Here is a 7,305-nt window from a genome sequence, read left to right as displayed (position 1 = left end):
GCTAGACAGCATTAATAAACACAAGGCCCGTTGGTCAAGCGGTTAAGACACCGCCCTTTCACGGCGGTAACACGGGTTCGAATCCCGTACGGGTCATGATTGAATAGAATAGCTCAGTCAATATGGAGGATTACCCAAGTCCGGCTGAAGGGAACGGTCTTGAAAACCGTCAGACGTGTAAAAGCGTGCAAGAGTTCGAATCTCTTATCCTCCTTACTAAGTTTACTTAGTCATTTAAATTATCGCGGAGTGGAGAAGTTGGCATCTCGTCGGGCTCATAACCCGAAGGTCGTAGGTTCGAGTCCTACCTCCGCAATTGGTCCGGTGGTGTAGGGGTTAACATGCTTGCCTGTCACGCAGGAGATCGCGGGTTCAAATCCCGTCCGGACCGTTTTTAGACTTACTTAGGTAGGTCTTTTTTTGTGTACAACTATATGAACCATTTGATATTGACTATTATTTATTAACTACACTACTATTTGCTATTATTTTTTTGCTTCAATTTATATAATATTTCGATATATATTTTTATAGAATAAAACATCAATAAAACGCTTTCGTTATATTTTGTTATCAATTTTGATTGACTCTTCAATGCATGCATGGGTATAATGTAAATCGTTGTGTAAATTATATTGAATGGAGATTGAAAATGGAAAAGAAGGTATTAGTTACAGAAATCACTGCGAATCCAGCACCGTTAGGATTGATGGGGTTTGGGATGACAACGATTTTATTGAATATTCATAACGCAGGTTTTTTCCCGTTAGATGCAATGATATTAGCAATGGGAATTTTCTTTGGTGGTATGGCTCAAGTTGTTGCAGGAATTATGGAGTTTAAAAAGAATAACACTTTTGGTACTACTGCATTCACTTCATATGGTTTTTTCTGGTTATCATTAGTTGCCCTAAACATCTTACCGGTAATGGGTTTAGGTGAAGCAGCTGATTCATTATCAATGGCAGCTTTCTTGTTTATGTGGGGATTTTTTACATTTTTTATGTTTATTGCAACTTTACGTATCAGTAAAGCACTTCAGGTAGTGTTTGGAACATTAACTTTATTGTTCTTCTTATTAGCAATTGGCAATTTTACAGGATCTACTTTAATTTTGACTATTGCAGGTTATGAAGGTATTATCTGTGGTTTTTCAGCAATTTATGCCGCTATGGCACAAGTAATTAACGAAACTTATGGTAAGACTGTATTACCAATTGGCGAACTATCAGCTCACTAAAATATAAAATAACAAACATCCTTTCTCGCGCGAGTATATTTGCGTAAGAAAGGATGTTTTTTATTATAAGGGATTATTACAAAAGTTGATAGCCAACATAACGAGGCTTGATTCTTTACTATGTGATCAGTGATGTTGAATATGGTGACGAATGCTTGGTTCAAATCATTACATTGTAGAAAATTTGCTTTCTTCAGATAATAAGCAATCCTTTTTAAACTCTAGCAGCTTAAGATGACTGTGCTTCACTGTGCCTGATGATATAGTTCTCGATAGAGATTTTCACTACCAAACTGTGTTCTTTCGATATCTAAAATCTCAATAGCTTGTTGGTTTAATTCATAAATTAATGGATTTAATTGTTCTTTAGAAACAAGTAACTGATTATTTATCCTTTCTTCGACAGACATTTTTCTTAGTGTCTCTTTATCTGGAAGTTGAGAAACTGTGATTAAATAAGAATAGATATTATACTTGGCAAGGTTGCGATATAAAATATCTCCATCTTTTAAGAAAAAAATGTTGCGAGTCATTCTGTCGATTTCATCCAAGTTATGAGAGGACAGAATGACTGTCGTTTTATTATCAGAGAGTTCTTCTATTAATTCGCGGATACGAATTAAACTCGTCGGATCAAGACCATTGAAAGGCTCATCTAATAAAAGAACTTTAGGATTATGTAATATAGCAGAGGCAAACAAAAGATGTTGCTTCATACCTAAAGAATACTCACCAACTTTTTTATGTAAGTAATCAAAATTACCAACTCTTCTAGAAATTTTTTCAATATCAGATGCCTTAATGTTTTGCGCATAAGCAACGTATGCTAAGTGGTCATATCCAGTTAAATAGGGGTACAAGACACTGTTATCTTGCATAAATCCTACTTTACGATACATGTCAGTTTCACTAAACGAAGTGTCTGCCATTACGACTTTTCCATTATCTAAAGGTATCAGTCCCATCATTGACGATAGAAGGGTAGTTTTACCAACCCCATTTGGGCCGACTAGGCCCACCATGTCACCATAATTTAGTTCAAAACTGATTTGATTGAGTACTGTTTTATTGTGATATGTTTTTGTTATTTTTTGTGCGGATATCATATAGTCTGAGGTCTCCTTTTTAATTAGCCTTTTTACGAACGCGTAAGAAAGTTAATAGGCTGAGTATTAGGCCAAATACGAATTGTGAAGATACACCTGTTATCCAATTGAAATACTGATAGTTATGCGTAATAGATGATTCACCTGATAGAACATCTGCAATATTTAAGTAAGCAAAAGGTGAAAATTGTTGCAGTTGGTTAGGTATGTAATAGAAAAATACCATACCGATTCCTAAAAATAAGATACTTGTTGTAGCAACAAGCCATCTGTTTTTGATAGCTGTTGAAATGAAGTAAGATAAATTGATTGCGACAAATGCATTTGATAGTAGAAGAGCTAGCCCCATCAGCACTAATTTCCATAACGGTAATATTTGAAAGTACTCATTGAAAGATGGAATGTTAAAATAGCTAAACTCATTGGAATCTCCGATACTTTTAGCAATGTATTGGATAAAAGGAAAATCCATTTGTCCTGGGCCATTGAATAAACTACCGATTGTAAATGTGATAAGTAAACTTAATAAAATAAATAGAAAAGTCATTGCGTATGTTACTTTTAGTTTAGTCGAAATAATTTGTTCGAGCGTCTTAGGTTGAGTGACTAAGTAACGAATCGTTTGGCGATTATCTAATTCTGTCGCGTAGCTTGTCGCGAAGAATACAATGATTGTGATAAGTAGTATTAGGTATATCGAGTCAGTTAAAAGTGAAGCAGATAAATTTAGTCCACTAATATATTGATGTGGTTTTGAAACGGTTGTTAAATAATTTTCAAAAACAGCTTGATCAATACTTAAAGGAGGTTGATTCTCTCCACTGCGTGGGGTTTCTTCGTACTCAGGAATAAATAATGTATGGAAAGGCCCACCTAATGGAACGAAGTCAATCGAGTGTTTTTGCTTCCATTGGCTAAGTTCATAGTTGATATAAGCATTCGGAACGAAAATATGATGTCGCAAAGGAATTCTTCTAGAAAATTGAACCTCAGCTTTCCCCATAACGAAATGATAATCTTGTTCGAGACTATCTGTTGCTTCTTGATTAAATAATCGATAATCATTGGCTTTAATGTCGATAAGTTGTTGATTTATTATGGCATGATTTGCCAGTGTATCAGAGTAACTTTCTCTCAGATACTCCAATTGTTCTTCATATTGACGTCGGTCAAAATTCTGCAGTTCTTCATCAGCTAATATTAACTCGATAGAAGTAATAGACTCTTCAAATAATTGTTTTGTACGCGCTTGGTCTGCCACTGCTGCTTCATTTCTTTCCACTAGTGTACTTAAGTCATTAGTGTATTGTTGAAATTGAGAAATAGCGAGTGTCAATACAAAAGAAAACACTATTGCGAGACTATAAAACAAGAAGTTTTGTCGGCGTATTTTGAGCCATTCAAACTTAACAAAAAATAATTTATTTAATGAGTGTTTTTGCTTATAAGTATCTTTAAACGACCATGGCCGTAGATAAGCACCTTTTAAAAAGACAAAGAAAAATAATATTAAAATAAATATGACAAGCAAACTAGCTGTTAATACTAAGTGTAACCGTGAATTATGTATAATATGGTAATTGCTATTGAACCAAGCAAATGGATTGTAGAACTGAGAGTCTTTGTTATAAAGTTGATTGATTTGAATACCTGTTGTAAAAAAAGTAGCAAAAAGAAAAGAGACGAATAGCTCATTGCCAAAAATAAAGGCGAGAATGCTAATGAGTATCAAACTAAGCAAACTTAGTAGAATAAAACCGATGATTTGATAAGTAAAAACCTCCCATAATGGTTTCACTATAACGGATTCAGTGAGAGTGGAAACGATGGGATAATTTAACTGAGTAGTTAAAGGGTTCTCATCTAATAGAAGACTAAACATACCAAGAGTCAATAGACTCATGACGAGATAAATAACGAGCATTGAAATAAAAAGTTTTAACTTTGTAAATAAGACTTTTGCATACGGGATAGGTAGCACTCTAGAGAAATTAAACTGCTCACGTTTAGCTTCTAAGAAGGATTCTAATCCGAATAGATAGATAATCATAACAATCGCTGGAAGTCCTAAAAGGAGCTGGAAACTGTTAAACAAAACGAAAGCAGAATGGTTATCTGTTTCAAAATCTAAATGATCAATATTGTGCTCGATTAACCAATCTAACTTATAGGTGTCAGCGATTAGTTCATCATGATTTAAAGATCTTAAATTTTCACCGGCGTCGATAACCTTAAGTAAATTAAGCCAAATTTTCTGTTTTGATTGATTTAAGTCAGCCCAGTTTTCATGATACGCTGCGACGCTGTAATGAAATCTTTCACGCTCAGATGCATCCAATAAATCATAGATGTATTGCTGATGTTCAGTAAGCTCGTCAGGATTATTTGCTTGGTTTTGACTAGGGCCATAATAACCTCTTTGATCATTATATTCAGCGAGTCTCCAACTTAAATCACTAAGTAGTCTATTAGCAGTTTGTTGCTCTTGGCGTCTGAAATCTATAGATGAATTAGAACGGTAAGTATACAAACCGGCTGTTACGATAATGGGAACTAAAAACAATAAAATAATGAGTTGCTTATTCTGAATTTTTTTAAGTTCAAAGTAGAGAGCTTTCATAGACATCCCCTTTATTGATTGGATTATAAATATATTGAGTTGATGTTATCACTGTCATAATGAATATGCAAACGGTTTACTATTAAATTGTATAAAAAAAAGCCGTTGACTAAGTCAAAGGCTAATGATTTAAAAGACATAGCTCAAGCCATAAAAGATACTAAAAATTAGACTGATGCTACTGTAATAGTTTATTTTATTCTGTGCTTGTTTAGCTTGTTTGGTCACGACTAGAGTTGGCAGAATACTAACTGTCGTAATTAAGAAGAAAATGCTTTGGACCATGTAAAAAGTACTACTTGGTAGACAGAAGTAGACTCCTAGGCCAAGGGCAATGAAAGAAAAAATGACTGAAAGAATGGTACTGCCTTTCAACCAAAAGGCTATCTTTGCTTTTCCCAGTAATTGTTTTAATCGTGTGGTTTCCAATTGATTACCTGCTACAAAGAGTACAACAGGAATTAAAGCAATTAATATTTCTGGTGTAATACCATTAGTCTGGGTATAAAAGGCAATAACATTTAAAATAAAAGAATGGAAAAAGACATTAAGTAAATAATGATAGAATGTTCCAGTCATTTTATAGGGGAACCATTGAAGATGAATAAAAATTAAGTACATCGTCAGCAACAAACTGATGATTATATGTTGCTGCATAAAAAATATGACTGCACTTACAACCATGACCACTTCACATAAGTAGAGCAATACCATCGGTGTCGCGTCATCTCTCTTACGTGAATATTTCAAAAAGAAAAAGTGATCAATTAAATGGGCCATCGCAACGATAAGATAAAGTAACACAATATTTAGCCACTGGGGCTGACTGGTCATCGTTAACCCTGTAATCAATCCAAATCCAATAAAGGCTAGAGGTGATAATAAGATTTTAAGCAGGGGATGTTGTAAAAGTTTAATAAATTGTTTCATGCTATTTATACCTTTCGTTTGAAACCTTGTTTAAAATCACCAAGGATTTCTTCAATAAAACTACCTATATTGACTATATTAATGTATAATTAAGAACGTTACAACCAAAAGTTCCCGATAGGGTTCACTTGTCTATCAAGTGAAATTGCCTTGTAACCAAAATTTAATATGGGGGAAAAGAAATGAAAGAGAAAAAACTATTTACATCTGAGTCAGTAACTGAAGGGCATCCAGATAAAATTGCCGATCAAATTAGTGACGCAATCTTAGATGCAATCCTAGAACAAGATCCTTTTGCACGTGTGGCTTGTGAAACTGCCGTTAACACGGGGTTAGTTTTAGTATTTGGAGAGGTGACTACTACAGCGTACGTCGATATCCAACAAATTGTAAGAAAGAAAATCGCTGAGATTGGTTATGTAGGCCGTAAATATGGTTTCGATGCTGATAATGTTGCGGTGCTTGTCTCTTTAGACGAACAATCACCAGATATTGCCCAAGGAGTGGACGATGCTATTGAAACTAGAGGAACAGATGTAACTCAAAAAGAAATAGGCGCAGGCGATCAAGGGTTAATGTTTGGCTATGCCAACGATGAAACAGCGGAAATGATGCCATTACCAATTTCTTTAAGTCACCAGTTGGCTAAACGATTAACAGATGTACGTAAAGAAGGAATTGTTCCTTACTTAGGTCCAGACGGAAAAACACAAATTACTGTTGAATATAATGACGATGAATCTATTAAACGTTTAGATACACTTGTTATCAGTACTCAACATGATGAAGGTATTGAGTTAGAACAGTTACGTGCGGATGTGATTGAACATGTTGTTAAACCCATTATACCTAGCGAATGGTTAGACGACGATACGATTATGTATATTAACCCAACAGGTAAGTTTGTCATTGGTGGTCCAGTAGGAGATTCTGGATTAACCGGACGTAAAATCATTGTGGATACCTATGGTGGTTTTTCACGACATGGTGGAGGAGCGTTTAGTGGTAAAGACGCAACTAAAGTTGACCGTTCTGCCAGCTATGCTGCTAGATATATTGCCAAGAACATTGTTGCAGCAGGATTAGCTAAAAGATGTGAGATTCAATTATCTTACGCAATTGGTGTGGCAGAACCATTATCAATTGCCGCTGAAACTTTTGGAACAGGCACAGTCTCTGAAGCTGAATTAGTAGCAGCAATTCGCAAAATCTTTACGTTAACTCCAAATGGTATTATTAATATGCTCAATTTACGTCAACCAGTTTACGCAAATACAGCTGCTTATGGTCATTTTGGACGATTAGACCATGAATTTACGTGGGAACGTACAGATAAAGTAGAAGCATTAAAAGCTGCTTTTAATGCTTAATAAAAATAAAGCTTTTCAGTTAATTCTGAAAAGCTTTTT

5 protein-coding genes, 4 tRNA genes and 1 riboswitch are annotated in these 7,305 nt (G+C 34.8%); of the genes, 6 read left to right on the top strand and 3 right to left on the bottom strand.

The features are described from left to right. Nucleotides 1–24: 24 nt before the first annotated feature. The 5 genes from ACTQ5J_RS04120 to ACTQ5J_RS04100 all read left to right on the top strand — a co-directional run bounded on the left by ACTQ5J_RS04120 (nt 25) and on the right by ACTQ5J_RS04100 (nt 1,240). A tRNA-Glu gene (locus ACTQ5J_RS04120) sits at nt 25–96 on the top strand. 28 nt (nt 97–124) lie between these two features. Further along, nucleotides 125–214, top strand: a tRNA-Ser gene (locus ACTQ5J_RS04115). Between the two features lie 29 nt (nt 215–243). After that, nucleotides 244–316 (top strand) — tRNA-Met (locus ACTQ5J_RS04110). Nucleotides 317–318: 2 nt separating this feature from the next. Next, nucleotides 319–391, top strand: a tRNA-Asp gene (locus ACTQ5J_RS04105). 261 nt (nt 392–652) lie between these two features. Further along, the gene (locus ACTQ5J_RS04100) at nt 653–1,240 is read left to right on the top strand and encodes an acetate uptake transporter (RefSeq protein WP_441750744.1); all 588 of its coding nucleotides are present in this window, start codon (nt 653–655) and stop codon (nt 1,238–1,240) included. Between the two features lie 245 nt (nt 1,241–1,485). Here ACTQ5J_RS04100 and ACTQ5J_RS04095 read toward each other — a convergent pair whose 3' ends face one another. The 3 genes from ACTQ5J_RS04095 to ACTQ5J_RS04085 form a co-directional block, all read right to left on the bottom strand. Continuing rightward, nucleotides 1,486–2,346: an ABC transporter ATP-binding protein gene (locus tag ACTQ5J_RS04095; protein WP_441750742.1), complete on the bottom strand. Its 861-nt coding sequence runs from the start codon at nt 2,344–2,346 to the stop codon at nt 1,486–1,488. A 19-nt stretch (nt 2,347–2,365) separates the two neighbouring features. Further along, nucleotides 2,366–4,966: a hypothetical protein gene (locus ACTQ5J_RS04090; RefSeq protein ID WP_441750740.1), complete on the bottom strand. Its 2,601-nt coding sequence runs from the start codon at nt 4,964–4,966 to the stop codon at nt 2,366–2,368. Between the two features lie 129 nt (nt 4,967–5,095). Next, nucleotides 5,096–5,896, bottom strand: a complete 801-nt coding sequence (locus ACTQ5J_RS04085; protein WP_441750738.1) for a hypothetical protein — start codon at nt 5,894–5,896, stop codon at nt 5,096–5,098. A gap of 93 nt (nt 5,897–5,989) precedes the next feature. Continuing rightward, nucleotides 5,990–6,081, top strand: a riboswitch (SMK box riboswitch). On the opposite strand from ACTQ5J_RS04085, the gene metK reads away from it, so the two are divergent. Then, nucleotides 6,079–7,266: a methionine adenosyltransferase gene (gene metK / locus ACTQ5J_RS04080; protein ID WP_441750736.1), complete on the top strand. Its 1,188-nt coding sequence runs from the start codon at nt 6,079–6,081 to the stop codon at nt 7,264–7,266. Its footprint overlaps the riboswitch before it by 3 nt. Nucleotides 7,267–7,305 lie beyond the last annotated feature (39 nt).

It is taken from the genome of Fundicoccus sp. Sow4_F4 (assembly GCF_052116145.1).
Taxonomy (GTDB): Bacteria; Bacillota; Bacilli; order Lactobacillales; family Aerococcaceae; genus Fundicoccus.
This window is presented reverse-complemented; position numbering and strand designations above follow the sequence as displayed.

Excerpts from the sequence above, each read along its gene's own strand:
- ACTQ5J_RS04100 (WP_441750744.1), top strand. The coding sequence starts at position 653 with ATGGAAAAGAAGGTATTAGTTACAGAAATCACTGCGAATCCAGCACCG.
- ACTQ5J_RS04095 (WP_441750742.1), bottom strand. The coding sequence starts at position 2,346 with ATGATATCCGCACAAAAAATAACAAAAACATATCACAATAAAACAGTA.
- ACTQ5J_RS04090 (WP_441750740.1), bottom strand. The coding sequence starts at position 4,966 with ATGAAAGCTCTCTACTTTGAACTTAAAAAAATTCAGAATAAGCAACTC.
- ACTQ5J_RS04085 (WP_441750738.1), bottom strand. The coding sequence starts at position 5,896 with ATGAAACAATTTATTAAACTTTTACAACATCCCCTGCTTAAAATCTTA.
- metK (WP_441750736.1), top strand. The coding sequence starts at position 6,079 with ATGAAAGAGAAAAAACTATTTACATCTGAGTCAGTAACTGAAGGGCAT.